Here is a 13,509-nt window from a genome sequence, read left to right on the forward strand (position 1 = left end):
CGCGCGGGCGTTCCGCGCGGCCGGACCTCACTTCACGGTGAAGCCCTGGTTGGTCCCGTATTCGCGCAGGTCGGCCTGCCAGGCTGCGATGCCCTTGCGCAGGCTCACCTTGGGACCGGGGTCGTCGAAGGGCTGCAGCGGGTTGCCGTCCTCGTCGGTCATGCCCATCTGCACCTCGCGCTGGCGTTTGACATACGACTGCCAGGCGCTCGACCACTTGTACGATTTGCCCACGGTGGTGCGGAAGTCGGAGCGCGAATACACCTCGAACGGCAGGTACTGGTAGCCGACGGACACGTTCTCGGCCGCCTCGGCGAGCACGCGGTTGAACTGCTGGCCGCCGAAGTAGGGGATGTCGATGCCGTTGGAGGCGCGCACGGTGGTCTTCGTGAGGAACTCGCGGCTGGACAGCGTGGCCAGGTCGGCGGGGAACGAGCCGCCGGCGACGCGCGCCTCGATGCCCTGCCGGTCGTGCGTGACGAAGTCGACGAAACGGTAGGCGGCCTCCGGCTTGCGGGTCGACTGCAGGACGGTCATCGCCGAACCGCCGTTCTCCGCGTTGGTGGGTCGGCCGTCGGGCGTGGGCATCGGCGCGACCCGCCACAGTCCGGCGGCGCCGAGCACGTTGCTGAGCAGCATGGACGGCATCCACGCGCCGGAGAAGACGGAGGCGACGGTGCCGGTGCCGAGCGCGCGCTTCCAGCCGTCCGACCAGGTGGTGCGTCGCGTGTCGATGAGCCCCTCGTCGATCATCTTCTGCCAGAACTCGGTGAAGCGTTTCGTGCCCTCGTCGCCGTCCAGGTCGACGGTGACGGTCCTGCCGTCGGGGCTGGTGTGGAAGGGCTGGCCGCCGGCGAGCCAGATCATGGCCGCGTAGAAGCTGGCGTCGCCGGCGTCGGCGGTGATGTACGCGCCGATCTGCTTGAGTTTCTTCGCCGCCTCGTAGTAGTCGTCCCAGGTCCTGATCTTCGTGGCGTCGACGCCCGCCTGGTCGAACACGTCCTTGTTGTAGAAGAACGCCATCGGGCCGGAGTCCATCGGCAGGCCGTAGATGCGTCCGGCCAGCTGCACGCTCGACCACGTGCCGGGCGTGTAGAAGTTCGGGTAGTCGTCGCCCACGTAGTCGGAGATGTCGAGCAGCTGGCCGGACACGGCGTACTGCAGGAGCGCGAAGTATTCGATCTGCGCCACGTCGGGCATGCCGTAGCCGTCCTGGATGGCGGTGTTGAGGTTGTCGTAGCCGGAGATGTTCTCGAGGTCGACGACGATGTCCGGGTTCTCCTCCTCGAACCGGTCGACGACCTCCTCCATGCTCGGCTCCCAGCTCCACACGGTGATGTGCGTGCGGTCGTCCACGGCGGATCCGCAGGCCGCCGTGGCGACGACGGCGAGCACGGTGCATGCGACGGCCACGGCGCGTCCGATCCGTGCGACCATTCGTGATGCCATGCCCCGCTCCTTGCCGTCACGCCGCTCCACCGGCCCCGTGTCCTTACCGTGACAAGTCTACACAGCCCCTTGCGCCGGGCCGCGGGCGACGGGTGACGGGGTGACGGGGATATGCCATCCGCGCGACGGCGGGCATGCCAAAACGCCCCGGACCCCGGACCGGCCACGATACGGACGGAGCCCCGCCGGCATGGGCCGACGGGGCTCTCGAAGGGTTCGGCGCGGGCCGGGACGGGGTCACTTGACGGTGAAGCCCTGGTCCTTGCCGTAGTCCTGCAGCGCCTTCTGCCAGGCGGCGACGCCGTCGGAGAGCTTCTGATCGCCGGTGTAGGACTTGCCGAGGTAATCGCCGAAGATGGTGCGGGCCTTGACCTCGAACGGCAGGAACTGGTAGTCGGAGGACACGTTCTCGGCCGCCTGGGCGAGGACCTCGTTGTACTTCTGGCCGCCGAAGTAGTCGACGTCCTCGCCGTCGGAGTTCTTCACCGTGGTGGCGTTCTTGAAGGAGTCGGACTCCATCGAGGCCTTGTCGGCAGGGAAGGCGCCGCCGGCCACGCGGGTGGCCACGCCGTCGCCGTGGTTGGCGTACTCGATGAACTTGTACGCGGCGTCGGCCTTGGCGGAGGACTTCAGCACGGCGAGCGAGGAGCCGCCGTTCTCGGAGTTGGTGGCGGAGCCGTCGGCGGTCGGCATCTGGGTGACGCGCCACTTGCCGGCGCCCGCGGCGGCGGAGTTGGCGAGGTTGGCCGGCATCCAGGCGCCGGTGAGCAGGGAGGCGATGGTGCCGTCGGTCATGCCCTTGAACCAGTCCTCGGACCAGCCGGTGGTCTTGGTGTCGAGCAGGCCCTCGTCGAGCATCTTCTGCCAGAACTCGTTGAACTCCTTGACCTTGGCGTCGCCGGTGAGGTTGATGGTCACCTCGGAGCCGTCGGAGGAGGTCTTGAACGGGGTGGCGCCCGCCAGCCAGGTCATCGAATCGTAGAAGCCGGCGTCGCCGGTGTCGGAGGTGATGTAGTAGTTGTCGCCGAGGGCGTGGATCTTCTTGGCCGCCTCGTAGTAGTCGTCCCAGGTCTTGATCTGGGTGGCGTCGACGCCGGCCTTGTCGAAGACCTCCTTGTTGTAGAAGAAGGCCATCGGGCCGGAGTCCATCGGCAGGCCGTAGACCTTGCCGGCGAACTGCACGGAGGCCCACGGGCCGGGCGTGTAGAAGTCCTCATAGCCGCTGGTCTTGTCGGTGATGTCGAGCAGGTTGCCCTTGATGGCGTACTGCGGGATCGCGTAGTACTCGATCTGGGCGACGTCCGGGGCGCCGGAGCCGGCGGAGATGGCGTTGTCGAGCTGCGTGTACTCCTTGGTGTTGGTGCCGACGTTCTTGAGGTTGACCTTGATGCCGGTCTCCTTCGTGAAGTCCTTGGCCACCTGGGTCAGCGTGGGCTCCCACGCCCACACGGTGATCTCCTTGACGTCCTTCTCCTGCGTCGGCTGCGAGCTGCTGCTGTCGGACCCGCAGGCCGCCACGCCGGCGAGCATCGCGACCGCGCCGGCGAGCGCGATGGCCTTCTTCGCATTGGTGAACTTCATCGTCCTTGTGCTCCTTCCCCCCGGTCGTCTCCTGTGCGGTCGGGGATCTGTTGTCTACCGTTCCCATCTGCTCCGCCGGCCCGTGAATGGTTCTCGGCGGCGAGAACCGGTTGGTCACCATTTCCTCGTTGATGGTTGCGATAACATTTATTATACATGCGGAGGTCTTTTCCGCCACCGCCTTCGGCGTGTTATCGCAAACACGCTGAAGTCGGAAAATCCGTGTGGGGCGCACGCCCCGCCCGCCATGCGCCGGATGCCCGGGACACGGCACGGCGGGGCCGCGTCACCGCGGGACGAGAGACCGCGTCACAGCTTGACCACCAGCACGCCGTTCGGCCGGATGGCCGCCGTGTGCTCGCTTTCGTTGACCTGGGCGAGCGAGGCGACGAGCGCCTTGCCCTCCACGTCCACGACGGCCACATCGTGCGTGCGGTTGAACAGGAACACGAAATGGTTCTCGTCCGTCGCGTCCGCGCGTTCGACGCGCAGCACCTCGCCGCGGTCGTCGCCGGCCGGCAGGTCGACGCCGAGCGCGCCGAGGATTTCCGGCAGGCTCGTCGCCAGCCCTTCGCGACCGAGCTTCGCGCCGACGTACACGGCCCTGCCGTCGCCGAAATCGTTGACGGTGATGGCGGGCGCGCCGTCGAAGCCGGTCCACCTGTCGGCCTTGAAGGTCTCGAGCACGCGGGCAGTCCCGGCCACGGAGCCGATCACGTCGGCGATGTCATGCGCGACGGCGCCGTTCGAGAGGTCCAGATGGTCCATCGCGCCGGGGAAATCGTCGCCCATCGGCGCGTGCTCCTCGACGCGCACGCCGACGACGTCGCGGATCGAGCCGGGGTAGCCGCCGAGCCAGACGTGGTCGCGTTCGTCGGACAGTCCCGTGTAGTAGGTGACGATGACCTTGCCGCCGTTCGCCACGTACTCGCGCACGCGGCGCGACGTCTCCCCGGAGAGGATGTAGACGGCGGGCAGCACGACGGTCTCGTAGGAATCCCAGTCGCCGCGCACCGGCACCACGTCGGCGGTGACGCCGACGTCGGCGAGGGCGCGGAACCAGTCGAGCGGCTCGGTCCAGTGGCGCACGTTCTGGCTGGGGGTGGCGGTGTGCTCGGTGGCCCACTGCGACTCGCAGTCGAAGACCACGGCCACCTTGGATTTCACGAGCGTGGTGCCGAGAAGGCCTTCGTCGGCGAGCAGGTCCAGGTCCCGGCCGAGCTCGCACACGTCGCGGAACACCTGCGAATCGGGGCCCGCGTGCGGCACCATCGAGGAATGCCATTTCTCGGCGCCCGCCTTGGACTGGCGCCATTGGAAGTAGCAGATCGCGTCCGCGCCCATGGCCAGGTGCGCGAGCGAGTCGCGCACGAGCTCGCCCGGCTCGTTGCGGTAGTTGACCGGACGCCAGTTCACGGCCGAGGTGGAGTGCTCCATGAGGAACCACGGACGCTTGCGCGCCACGCCGTCGGTGAGGGAGGCGGCATACGCGAGCTCGTCGAGATGCGCCTCGCCGGGCGTGAAGTAGTGGTCGTTGGACACGAAGTCGACGTCGTGGCCCCACTTGTCGTAGTCGAGGCCGGTGCCGGACGCGGAGATCATGAAGTTCGTGGTCTGCGGCTTGGGCGCGATCTCGAGCAGCGTGTCGCGTTCGGCGCGGTAGAAGTCGAGCAATGCGTCGGAGCTGAAACGCTTCCAGTCGAGCAGCTTGCCCGGGTTCATGAAGTTGCCGTCGCCGATGAAACGCGGCGGGACGATCTCGGAGAAGTCGTTCATGCGCTGCGCCCAGAACGCGGTGCCCCACGCCTCGTTGACGGCCTCGATCGTGCCGTAGCGCCTCTCGCACCAGTCACGGAAGGCGCGCGCGGCGTCGTCCGAGTAGTCGAAGCGGTTGTGGCAGCCGTACTCGTTGCTCACATGCCAGGCGACCACATACGGGTTGTCCTTGTAGTGCTCGGCCATCTTGCGGCACAGTTTGAGCGCGTAGTCGAGGAAGACCGGGCTGGTGGCGCGCCAGTGCTGGCGGGCGCCGGGCTGGCACACGTCGCCGCGGTAGTCGACCCAGAGGATCTCCGGGTGCGCCTGCGTCATCCACATCGGCGGCGAGGCGGTGCCGGAGGCGAGGTCGACGGCGATGCCGGCGCGTCCGAGCTTGTCGATCACGCGGTCGAGCCAGTCGAAATCATATTCGCCCTCGCGCGGTTCGAGCTTCGCCCAGCTGAAGATGGCGACGGACACGAGGTTCACGCCGGCCTGCTTCATCAGGGCGACGTCCTCGTCCCACACCTCCTCGGGCCATTGGTCGGGGTTGTAGTCGCCGCCGTACCAGATGCGGGGCCTCTCCCCCGCCAACGGCTGCGGCCATCTGAATGTCCTATGTTCCATCATGATGGTCCCCGTCACTCCTTGACGGCGCCGGCGGCGAGGCCGGACTGCCAATACTTCTGCAGGCACAGGAACGCGATCACCAGCGGGATGATGGTGATGAGCGAACCGGTGATCACCAGGTTCTGGATGGCCTGGCCGCCCGCGGTCGAGGCCTGGTCCTTCCACTGGTTCAGGCCGATGGTCAGCGGGTACCACGCCTCGTCCTTCAACATGATCAACGGCAGGAAGTAGTTGTTCCACGTCGCCACGATCGTGAACAGGGCGGTCGTCACGATGCCGGGGGCGAGCAGCGGCAGCGAGATCGTCCAGAACGTGCGGAACTCGCTGGCGCCGTCCACACGGGCCGCCTCGAGCAGCTCGGTCGGCACGGCCTGCTCGGAGAAGATCCACATGAGGTACAGGCCGAACGGCGAGATGAGCGACGGGATGATCATGGCCCACGGCGTGTTCGTGAGTCCCAGCTTGGCGAACAGGAGGAACTGCGGCACCGCCAGGGCGATGCCCGGCACGGAGATCGAGCCGATGATCACCGCGAACACGGCCTTGCGGCCCGGGAAGCGGAACTTGGCGAGCGCGTAGCCGCCCATGATGGCGAGCAGGGTCGCGCCGCCGGCGCCGACGACCACGTAGATGAGCGTGTTGACCAGCCAGCGGCCGAAGATGCCGTTGTGGTAGGTGAACACGGTGACGATGTTGTCCCATAGGGCGAACGTGTGGCCGAATCCGAGGCCGAACGTCGAGGTGAAGTCGGCCTGCGTCTTGGTCGCGTTGATCATGAGGTAGACGAACGGGAACAGGCAGTACACGGCGAAGATCGCGCACAGGATGGTCATCAGCACGCTGCGGCGCGGGTTGTTCACGTTCGCGAACCCGGACTTCTGCGCGCGCCTGCGTTCGGCGGCCTCGTCCTTGGCGACGCGCTTCTGGCGCGCCTTCTCGGCGGCCTTCGCCGCGTGTTCGTGCGCCTTGAGCTCGGCGGGCGTCAATGTCGTTGAAGTGGTTGCGGCGGTCATGTTACTTCATCTGCTCCTTCATGCTCCTGAGCTGCACCGCGTACGCGATGGCCATGGTGATGATCGCCATGACGATGGCGAGGGCGGCCGCGTAGTTCGCCTGGTTGCCGGAGAACGACAGGTTGTAGGCGTACATGTTCGGCGTGTAGTACGTGGTGATCGCGTTGCCCGGCACCATCGACTGCAGGATGGACGGCTCGTTGAACAGCTGGAACGAGCCGATGATCGAGAAGATCACGGTGATCGCGAGCGATCCGCGCAGTTCGGGCAGCTTGATGGACTTGACGATCTGCCACTCGGAGGCGCCGTCGATGGACGCGGCCTCGTAGAGCGAATGCGGGATGGTGGACAGCGACGAGTAGAAGATCAGCATGTTGTAGCCGGTGAACTCCCACGTGTTGATGTTGCCGATCGAGGCGAGCAGCACGTTCGGGTCGAACATGTCGATGTTCGTGCCGAGCAGGTCGTTGAGGGAGCCGACCAGGCCGTACTTCGCGCCGTATACGAAGCCCCAGATCAGGGTCGAGACCACGGCCGGCACCGCGTAGGGCAGGAACGTGGCGATGCGGAAGAACTTGGTGCCGTGCAGCTTCATCGAGTCGATGGCGAGCGCCATCGCCGCCGCGAGGAACAGCATGATCGGCACCTGCACCACCGTGAACAGGGCCACGCGGCCGACCGACGACCAGAACTGCTGGTCGTGCATCAGCGCCGCGTAGTTGCCCAGCCCGACGAATCTGGTGCCGCCGATCATCTGCTTCTTGAAGAACGAAATGTAGATGGCGTACACGATCGGAATGATGAACACGAACACGAACACCACCGCGAACGGCCACATGAACTTCCAGCCGCGCCAGTCCGCCTTGTGCCTGTTCACACGGGCCACGGAGGAATGGCGCGAGACCGCCGCCGCGGTCACATCATTTGAGGCCATACCAACCCTCTCCTTCGAAGGATCGTCATGGGCGGGAATCCCGCTTTGATTCCGCGACCCATAAAATGTTTACGCAACCATAATATCACCATCCAACATTTCCGCCATTTTCGGCGTGGCTATGATCACATGGCGGGTGTTACAATTTGATAACGAAAACACAAGACCCCTTTGATGGAGAAGGCAGTTATGGAACGCACATCAACGGTGTCCATGCAGGATGTCGCCAAGGAGGCCGGCGTCTCGCCCCAGACCGTATCCCGCGTGGCGAACGGCAGCGACGCCGTGAAGCCGGAGACCCGCCGCCGCGTCGAGGCCGCGATGGACAAGCTGGGCTACCGTCCGAACTACGCGGCCCGCGCCCTCAAGCACGGCCGGTTCAAGGACATCGGCGTGGTCATGTTCAACATCGCCAGCTTCGGCAACTCGCGCATACTCAAGGGCATCGCGATGGCCGCGAACGCCAGCGGCTACGCGATCACCATCCACATGATGGGCAAGGACCGCGACCGCAGCCTCGCCGCCGCGGTCGAACGCATGAAGCAGCTGCCGGTCGACGGCGTGATCATCGTCATGGAGGAGAACCTGCCCGACTTCAACACGTTCACGCCCCCGCGCGAACTGCCCGTGGTACTCATCTCCGAGGACCCGTCGGACACCTGCGCCACCGTCGACGCCGACCAGCACGGCTGCTCGACCGCCATCGTCGACTATCTGCTGAGCAAGGGGCACAAGACCGTCTACCACATCGCGGGCCCCTCCACCTCGCGTGCGGCGCAGAGCCGTGCGCAGGGCTGGCGCGACGCGCTCGAACAGCTCGGCCTGCGCATCCCGCCCACCTATGTGGGCGACTGGGACGCGGACAGCGGCTATCAGGCCGGCCTCGCCCTCGCTCACGATCCGGATTGCACGGCCATCTACGCGGCGAACGACCAGATGGCGTACGGCGCGATCCTCGGCCTTCGCGCGGGAGGCCGCCGCGTGCCGGAGGACGTGAGCGTCGTCGGCGTGGATGATTCGCTCGTCGGCATGGTGCCGCGCCTGAGTCTGACCACGATGCGCATGAAGTTCGACGAGATCGGCCTGGAGGCGTTCTCCATGCTCGAACGGCAGTGCGAGGGCGGCCATGTGCCGGTCGGCGTGAAGACCGTCATCCCCACCGAACTGGTGGAACGCGGCTCGGTGCGCGACATCGGCGCCTAAGCGCCGGCGACGACCGGTTTCACTACGCCGTGACCGCCGTCGTGACATCTCGCGCATGGCCGCCACGACCGTCACGACGGCGGTCACAGCGGCATGCGCGAGACGAATTCCCTACGCTCCCCCGTCACCGGATCCGCGAACGCGAGCCGCCGCGCCACCAGCGCGAGCGGTTCGGAGAAGTCATCGTAGGCGCGTTGCCGCACACGCGGGTAGAAGTCGTCGCCGGCGATCGGCAATCCCAGCGAGTTCATGTGCACGCGCAGCTGATGAGTCTTGCCGGTGCGCGGGTGGAGCGTGTACGCGCGCATCCCCGGCCTCGCCGGCGAACCGTGCGCGAGGAGGTCCCCCGACGGGCATGGCGGGGTCATCGTGCCCGACGTCCCCAGTTCGATGACCGTCTCCGCGTTCACCTCGCCGCGCGTCTCGTACGCCTGCAGCACCCCGCGCTCCTTGACGATGCGCGATCGGCGGCGCAGCGGGAACGCACGCGGCGGTTCCAGGCGTTCCACGGTGCCGGTGCGCGGCCGCGCGACCGGCCGGGCCGGTGCCAGGCACTCGTAGGTCTTCTCCGCGCGCCGCTCCTGGAACAGCATCTGGTACGCCCCGCGCAGCGCGGGGTCCCTTACGAACACGACGATGCCGGCGGTCATCCGGTCGAGCCGGTGCGCCGGCGTGATCGCGTCGTCGCCGTACGCCTCGCGCAGGCGCATCAGCGCCGTCTCGCGGTACCACATGCCGCGCGGCGTGGTGGCGAGGAAATGCGGCTTGTCCGCCACGATGATCCCCGCATCCTCGTACACCACGTCCAATTCGAACGGGATCCGCGGCTCATCCGTCACATAGCGGTGCGGCTTCATCACTCCACGGTGACGGACTTGGCAAGGTTGCGCGGCTTGTCGACGTCGTAGCCCTTGAGCTTGGCCATGTCCATGGCGAACAGCTGCAGCGGCACCACGTCGACGAGCGGGCTCATCAGCGTGGGGCACGCGGGGCGCCAGAACACGACGTCGGCGTAATGCTCGACGTCCTTGTCGCCCTCCTCGGCCACGGCGATGATGAACGCGCCGCGCGCCTTGACCTCCTCGATGCCGGAGAGCACCTTGGCGTGCAGCACGTTGCGGCCGCGTTCCGGCGGCACGATGAACACGACGGGCTCGCCTTCGTCGACGAGCGCGATCGGGCCGTGCTTGAGCTCGCCCGCGGCGAAGCCCTCGGTGAATGTGTACGCGATCTCCTTGAGCTTCAACGCGCCCTCGAGCGCCACCGGATAGCCGACGTGGCGGCCGAGGAACAGGAACGACTGCGCGTGCAGCATGCGTTCGGCGGCGTCGTGGATGGAGCCGGTCTGCGTGTCGAGCACCCACTGGATCTTGCGCGGCATGTCCTTGAGCGAGTCGACGACCTGGCGGATCTCGTCGCGGAACATCGCGCCCTTGACCTGCGCGAGGTACAGGCCGAGCAGGTAGGCGGCGGTGATCTGCGCGACGAACGCCTTGGTGGAGGCGACGGCGACCTCCGGGCCGGCGTGCGTGTACAGCACGGCGTCGGATTCGCGCGGGATGGACGCGCCCTGCGTGTTGCAGATGGCGAGCACCTTGGAGCCCTGTTCGCGCGCGTGACGCAGCGCCATGAGCGTGTCCATCGTCTCGCCGGACTGGGAGACGGCCACGACGAGCGTGCGCGGGGTGAGGATCGGATCGCGGTAGCGGAACTCGTGGGCGAGCTCCACCTCGACGGGGATGCGCACCCAATGCTCGATGGCGTATTTGGCGACCATGCCGGCGTAGGCGGCGGTGCCGCAGGCGATGACGATGATCTTGTCGATGGCCTTGAAGTCGTGTTCGTCGATGCGCACCTCGTCGAGCGTGACGTCGCCCTTCTCGTCGAAACGGCCCAGCAGCGTGCGCTGCACGGCGGCCGGATCCTCGTGGATCTCCTTGTCCATGAACGAGTCCCAGCCGCCCTTCTCGGCGGCGGAGGCGTCCCAATCCACGGTGTAGGTCTTCGGGTGCTCGACCACGTTGCCGTCGAAGTCGGTGACGACGACCGTGTCGGCGCTCACGCACACGGCCTGGTCCTGGTCGACCTCCATGGCGCGCTTGGTGTACGCGACGAACGCGGCCACGTCGGAGCCGAGGAAGTTCTCGCCGTCGCCGAGTCCGACGACGAGCGGGGAGTCGTGGCGGGCGCCGACGACGATGTCCGGCTGGCGGCAGTCGGTGGCGAGGATGGTGAACGCGCCCTTGAGCATGCGCGCCATGCGGCGCATCGCCTTGAACAGGTCCGGGGCGCCTTCCTCGCGGATGATGGTGTCGACGATCTTGCCGAGCAGCTTGGCGGCCACCTCGGTGTCGGTGGCGGAGGAGAAGCGGTAGCCTTCGGCCTGCAGGTCGAGGCGCAGCTGTGAGGCGTTCTCGATGATGCCGTTGTGGATGATGGCGACCTTGCCGTCCATGCTGGTGTGCGGATGCGCGTTCACGTCGCTCGGCACGCCGTTGGTGGCCCAGCGCGTATGGCCGATGCCGACGGTCGCCAGCGGCATGGGCTTGGCCTCGATGTCCTCGACGAGGTTGGCGAGTCGGCCGGCCTTCTTGCGCACCACCACGCGGTCCATGCCCGGCGCGGACAGCGCCACGCCCGCCGAGTCGTAGCCGCGGTATTCGAGGCGCTTCAGGCCCTGGAGGCACACCTCGAGGGGCTTGCCGCACGCGGTATCAACATGTCCTGCATATCCAACGATTCCACACATAGCCCTCTACCCTACCAATCTTCCGTAACGTCCGCAGGTGGGCGATGGGGCCGGGCGCACGCCGCTCGACACACTCCAGGCCGTTCGGCCAAGCCTACGGTCGAGCCGCGCGCGCCCGGCCCCATCGCAGGAAACGCAGGAGAACCACGATACGAGTGACGGGAGCCGGCATCCGATGCCAGACCGTAAAGACTCGGCCTGAGCGGCCCGGAGCGTGTCGGGCGTCGGATGCCGGCTCCCGTCACGGACACCGGAAACCACACGAAATGCTTACAACTACAGGACGTGCTGGAGGAAGTCCTTGAACCTCGGTTCGGTGGGGTGGTCGATGATCTCGGGGCCGCCGGCCTCGACGACGACGCCGCCGTCCATGAACACGATCTGGTCGGCCACTTCGCGGGCGAATCCGATCTCGTGCGTGACGACGACCATCGTCATGCCGGCCTTGGCGAGCGAGAGCATGACGTTGAGGACCTCGCCGACGAGTTCGGGGTCGAGCGCGGAGGTGGGCTCGTCGAAGAGCATGATCTCGGGCTGCATGGCGAGGGCGCGCGCGATGGCGACGCGCTGCTGCTGGCCGCCGGAGAGTTCGGCCGGGTAGTAGTCGAGGCGCTCGCCGAGGCCGACGCGCTCGAGCTCCTGGACGGCGAGCTGCTTGGCCTGCGCCTTGTTCATGTGCTTGACGTGGACGGGCGCCTCCATCACGTTCTCCAGCGCGGTCATGTGCGGGAACAGGTTGAAGCGCTGGAACACCATGCCGAGCTTGGAACGCTGGGCGGCGATCTCCTTGTCGTTGAGGGTCTGCAGCACGTCCTGGCCGTTTTTGGTCACGTGCTTGTAGCCGATGAGTTCACCGTCGACCTCGATGGAGCCGCCGGTGAGGGTCTCGAGCTGGTTGATGAGGCGCAGGAACGTGGACTTGCCGGAACCGGAGGGGCCGAGGATCACGGTCACGGTGCCGGGCTGGACGGTCAGGTCGACGCCCTTGAGCACGTGCAGCGAACCGAACGCCTTGTGCACCTGCGTGGCCTTGACGGCCGGGACCGCGGCGGTCGGGGTTGCGGGGCCGTTCACGGGGATGCTGGTCTGTGTCATCGTGTGTCTTCCTTCCCGCTCACGCCGTGAGCCCGCTGAACGTGGCGTCGTTGAGCTTGTCGACATTGTCCTTCGGCTCGCCTTCGGTCTTGCCGGGCAGCGGCGGCTGCTTGCCGCGCGCGCCGGCCGGGCGGGCGTCGAAGCCCTTGCCGAAGTGCTTCTCGAGGCGGGACTGGATGACCATCAGGATGGAGGTGATGAGCAGATACCAGATGCAGGCCACGATGAGCAGCGGGATCGGCTTGTAGATGCGGTTGGCGATGGCGTTGGTGGCGAACTGGAGTTCGAGCGTGAACGGCACGGCGAGCACGAGGGACGTGGTCTTGAGCATGCCGATGGTCTCGTTGCCGGTGGGCGGGATGATGATGCGCATGGCCTGCGGCAGGATGATGCGGCGCATGATGAGCGTGCGGCTCATGCCGAGCGCCTGCGCGGCCTCGGTCTGGCCCGGGTCGACGGCCTCGAGGCCGGCGCGCACGATCTCGGACAGGTAGGCGGCCTCGTTGAGGGCCAGGCCGATCCATGCGGCGTTGAACGCGGTGATGACCACCGAGGAGTCGATGCTCCAGAAGGAGACGTCGGTGAACGGGATGCCGAGGCTGATCTTGGGGATGAGCACGGAGAACAGGCCCCAGAACACAAGCTGCGTGTACACAGGCGTGCCGCGGAAGAACCAGATGAAGAACCAGCTCACGCCGCGCAGCACCGGGTTGATGGACTTGCGCATGATCGCGAGGATCACGGACAGGATGATCGCGACGACCATGGAGAGCACGGTGAGGATCAGCGTGTATCCGATGCCCTCGAGCACGTTCTCGTTGAACAGGTATTTCCAGACGGTGGGCCAGTCCAGACGGGGGTTGGTGACGAGCCCCTGGATGAGCATCGCGGCGAGCAGGACCACGATGACGGCCGCGACGACCGGGCCGGGGCTCCTGACCGGCAGCGCCTTGATGCGGTTCGGGATGTTCAGTCCCTCGCCATCGACTTGTTTCTTTGCCATTTCTCCGGTTCCTTTGCGTGAAGACCACGTCCCGCGCCCGCGTCTCGCCGGGCGCGCGCGTGCGTGAACGTCGATAAGTGTAACGGACGGATGG

Annotated in this window: 10 protein-coding genes; 1 reads left to right on the plus strand and 9 read right to left on the minus strand. The window is 66.7% G+C overall.

Going from position 1 to position 13,509, the window contains the following annotated elements; genetic code table 11:
- Positions 1 to 27: 27 nt before the first annotated feature.
- The 5 genes from GFD21_RS10610 to GFD21_RS10630 form a co-directional block, all read right to left on the minus strand.
- Entirely contained in the window at positions 28 to 1,437 is a 1,410-nt protein-coding gene (locus tag GFD21_RS10610) for an ABC transporter substrate-binding protein (protein WP_225431809.1), read from the minus strand.
- A 249-nt stretch (positions 1,438 to 1,686) separates the two neighbouring features.
- Positions 1,687 to 3,030 (minus strand): ABC transporter substrate-binding protein, encoded by a 1,344-nt coding sequence (locus GFD21_RS10615; RefSeq protein ID WP_163197947.1) that lies wholly within the window; start codon positions 3,028 to 3,030, stop codon positions 1,687 to 1,689.
- Positions 3,031 to 3,339: 309 nt separating this feature from the next.
- Positions 3,340 to 5,415, minus strand: a complete 2,076-nt coding sequence (locus GFD21_RS10620; protein WP_163197971.1) for a beta-galactosidase — start codon at positions 5,413 to 5,415, stop codon at positions 3,340 to 3,342.
- A 14-nt stretch (positions 5,416 to 5,429) separates the two neighbouring features.
- A complete protein-coding gene (locus GFD21_RS10625) occupies positions 5,430 to 6,431 on the minus strand; it encodes a carbohydrate ABC transporter permease (RefSeq protein WP_163197948.1) in 1,002 nt (333 codons plus the stop codon).
- Position 6,432: 1 nt separating this feature from the next.
- Positions 6,433 to 7,365 (minus strand): carbohydrate ABC transporter permease, encoded by a 933-nt coding sequence (locus GFD21_RS10630; RefSeq protein WP_163197949.1) that lies wholly within the window; start codon positions 7,363 to 7,365, stop codon positions 6,433 to 6,435.
- Positions 7,366 to 7,578: 213 nt separating this feature from the next.
- Between GFD21_RS10630 and GFD21_RS10635 the strand changes: the two genes are divergently transcribed.
- Positions 7,579 to 8,568: a LacI family DNA-binding transcriptional regulator gene (locus tag GFD21_RS10635; protein ID WP_163197972.1), complete on the plus strand. Its 990-nt coding sequence runs from the start codon at positions 7,579 to 7,581 to the stop codon at positions 8,566 to 8,568.
- A gap of 83 nt (positions 8,569 to 8,651) precedes the next feature.
- Here the strand turns inward: GFD21_RS10635 and GFD21_RS10640 are convergent, their stop codons facing one another.
- The 4 genes from GFD21_RS10640 to GFD21_RS10655 form a co-directional block, all read right to left on the minus strand.
- Positions 8,652 to 9,425, minus strand: a complete 774-nt coding sequence (locus GFD21_RS10640; RefSeq protein ID WP_163197950.1) for a pseudouridine synthase — start codon at positions 9,423 to 9,425, stop codon at positions 8,652 to 8,654.
- Positions 9,425 to 11,317, minus strand: coding sequence for a glutamine--fructose-6-phosphate transaminase (isomerizing) (gene glmS, locus GFD21_RS10645; RefSeq protein ID WP_163197951.1), 1,893 nt, complete (start codon positions 11,315 to 11,317; stop codon positions 9,425 to 9,427). Before glmS ends, GFD21_RS10640 begins: the two co-directional genes overlap by 1 nt.
- 276 nt (positions 11,318 to 11,593) lie before the next feature.
- Positions 11,594 to 12,412: an amino acid ABC transporter ATP-binding protein gene (locus GFD21_RS10650; RefSeq protein WP_163197952.1), complete on the minus strand. Its 819-nt coding sequence runs from the start codon at positions 12,410 to 12,412 to the stop codon at positions 11,594 to 11,596.
- A gap of 19 nt (positions 12,413 to 12,431) precedes the next feature.
- A complete protein-coding gene (locus GFD21_RS10655) occupies positions 12,432 to 13,415 on the minus strand; it encodes an amino acid ABC transporter permease (RefSeq protein WP_163197953.1) in 984 nt (327 codons plus the stop codon).
- Positions 13,416 to 13,509: the final 94 nt, after the last annotated feature.

The sequence above is a fragment of the Bifidobacterium platyrrhinorum genome, from assembly GCF_010667645.1.
GTDB lineage: Bacteria > Actinomycetota > Actinomycetes > Actinomycetales > Bifidobacteriaceae > Bifidobacterium > Bifidobacterium platyrrhinorum.

Bases quoted from the DNA above. Each gene is read 5' to 3' on its own strand.
- GFD21_RS10610 (WP_225431809.1), bottom strand. From the start codon at position 1,437: ATGGTCGCACGGATCGGACGCGCCGTGGCCGTCGCATGCACCGTGCTC.
- GFD21_RS10615 (WP_163197947.1), bottom strand. From the start codon at position 3,030: ATGAAGTTCACCAATGCGAAGAAGGCCATCGCGCTCGCCGGCGCGGTC.
- GFD21_RS10620 (WP_163197971.1), bottom strand. From the start codon at position 5,415: ATGGAACATAGGACATTCAGATGGCCGCAGCCGTTGGCGGGGGAGAGG.
- GFD21_RS10625 (WP_163197948.1), bottom strand. From the start codon at position 6,431: ATGACCGCCGCAACCACTTCAACGACATTGACGCCCGCCGAGCTCAAG.
- GFD21_RS10630 (WP_163197949.1), bottom strand. From the start codon at position 7,365: ATGGCCTCAAATGATGTGACCGCGGCGGCGGTCTCGCGCCATTCCTCC.
- GFD21_RS10635 (WP_163197972.1), top strand. From the start codon at position 7,579: ATGCAGGATGTCGCCAAGGAGGCCGGCGTCTCGCCCCAGACCGTATCC.
- GFD21_RS10640 (WP_163197950.1), bottom strand. From the start codon at position 9,425: ATGAAGCCGCACCGCTATGTGACGGATGAGCCGCGGATCCCGTTCGAA.
- glmS (WP_163197951.1), bottom strand. From the start codon at position 11,317: ATGTGTGGAATCGTTGGATATGCAGGACATGTTGATACCGCGTGCGGC.
- GFD21_RS10650 (WP_163197952.1), bottom strand. From the start codon at position 12,412: ATGACACAGACCAGCATCCCCGTGAACGGCCCCGCAACCCCGACCGCC.
- GFD21_RS10655 (WP_163197953.1), bottom strand. From the start codon at position 13,415: ATGGCAAAGAAACAAGTCGATGGCGAGGGACTGAACATCCCGAACCGC.